Genomic DNA, 1,820 nt, shown 5'->3' on the forward strand with positions numbered 1-1,820 from the left:
GCTCAGATTGAACATATGGAGCCACAAGAAGTGGTCTACCTCGATGAAGCCGGCATGAATAGTCAGGACTCGGATTACCCTTATGGTTACTGCGAGGAAGGAAAACGCTTCCATGCCCTCAAATCAGGGAAGAGGCAGGGCAGGGTGAGCTATATGGCCCCATGGTGTGATCAACAACTCTTAGCTCCCTTTACCTTTGAGGGTTGTTGTAATCGGACAGTGTTTGAGTTGTGGTTGGAGTTCATCTTAATTCCAACATTGAAGCCAGGTCAGACTCTAGTATTGGACAATGCAACGTTTCATAAAGGGGGGCGGATTGCTGAACTGGTGGAGGCAGCTCAATGCCGTTTACTCTATCTTCCGCCTTATTCGCCAGACCTCAACAAGATAGAGAAATGTTGGTCGTGGTTGAAAGCCCGCATTCGCCATTGTATTGAGCAGTTTGATTCTCTCCATGATGCCATGGATTCTGTTCTCAATGCTGCGTCCTAACCGTATTGACTAGTGCTATATCTGATGGGTTAACTCATCTGTCCATTAGGGACTCGATACCTGCTCATGATTGGGTTAACCCGGCTTTTCCCTGTCTCCGCTAGCCGAAAAAAAAATTTCGCTCAGGTTATTGCTTTTTATTTGATGTCTGTGCTACGATTACTAATCGTATGGCGGGCGTAGCCAAGTGGTTAAGGCAGAGGATTGTGGTTCCTCCACTCGTGGGTTCGAATCCCATCGTTCGCCCTGAAGTCTATCACCTTATCCTAGCTGCAATAGCGGGATTTACTTAACCCGATAGTCGTACCGTTACACTTAATATGCACTCCATTCAGTCTTAGCACACGGGACGATTAGTGCATATCCCTTAGCAACAAAACTTAATTATTGACGGGTTAATCAATAAGCACAACTTAATCAATCTGTCAAATATCCATTCCTCCCCCCAGCAATTCTCATTTTAGAAAAAAGCGACTCAAGGACGGAAAATGGGGTAGTGTAAGGACATCCAAGAGCCAATATGGTCAGAGCCGTTGGAAAAACATAAGTTGTTTGACACAATCGTCAGTTCTTTTCGCCAGCGTTTGTCCTCGTTACCGGACAAGCCTACTGGTAAGAATAGCCACTATGGGATGGAAGACGCAGCCAATCGCGCGTTTAGTGTGTTCTTCACTCAAACCCCATCATTCCTTGCCTATCAACGCACCATGGAAGGCAACAAAGGCAAGAGCAATGCTCAAAGCTGGTTTGGGATTCATCAAATTCCCTCGGACAACCACATCCGGGATTTGTTGGACTCAGTGTCACCAGACCACATCTTTCCGGTCTTTGAGGATATCTTACAAGTATTGGAAGTCCAGGGGCAGTTAGAAGGCTTCCGTTCACTTGGGGGCAGTCTATTAGTAGCGTTGGATGGCACTGAATACTTCAGTTCCTACAAAATTCACTGCCCCCAATGCTCGAAGCGCACCCTGAAGTCAGGAGAAACCCATTACTTCCATAGCGTTGTCACCCCAGTCATCGTCTGTCCGGGAAAGACTGGTGTGATTCCCTTGGTTCCTGAATTGATCGTGCCCCAAGATGGTCATGACAAGCAAGACTGTGAAAATGCTGCCGCGAAACGCTGGCTATCAAGTCAAGGGCAACGCTAATGGGCTGTGAAGGTCACGGTTTTAGGAGATGATCTCTATTGCCATCAACCGTTGTGCCAGCAGTTTCTGGAGCAGCAACTTAACTTCATCGTGGTCTGTCGCCCCGAGTCTCATACTATAGCATTAGTCAAGGTGGTTAGGACGCAGCTTTGAGAACGGAATCCATGGCATCATGGA

The 1,820-nt window shown here is 47.2% G+C and carries 1 protein-coding gene, 1 tRNA gene and 1 pseudogene; all 3 read left to right on the top strand.

Annotation, left to right across the window (positions count from 1 at the left end):
- Positions 1-492: IS630 family transposase (locus tag P5683_RS24445; RefSeq protein WP_315647009.1), on the top strand; the 492-nt coding region annotated here is incomplete at its 5' end.
- Between the two features lie 173 nt (positions 493-665).
- A tRNA-His gene (locus tag P5683_RS24450) sits at positions 666-738 on the top strand.
- Between the two features lie 314 nt (positions 739-1,052).
- Positions 1,053-1,760: pseudogene (locus tag P5683_RS24455) on the top strand (ISNCY family transposase); the annotation flags it as partial.
- Positions 1,761-1,820 lie beyond the last annotated feature (60 nt).

It is taken from the genome of Limnospira sp. PMC 1279.21 (assembly GCF_032349615.1).
Classification (GTDB): Bacteria; Cyanobacteriota; Cyanobacteriia; order Cyanobacteriales; family Microcoleaceae; genus Limnospira; species Limnospira fusiformis.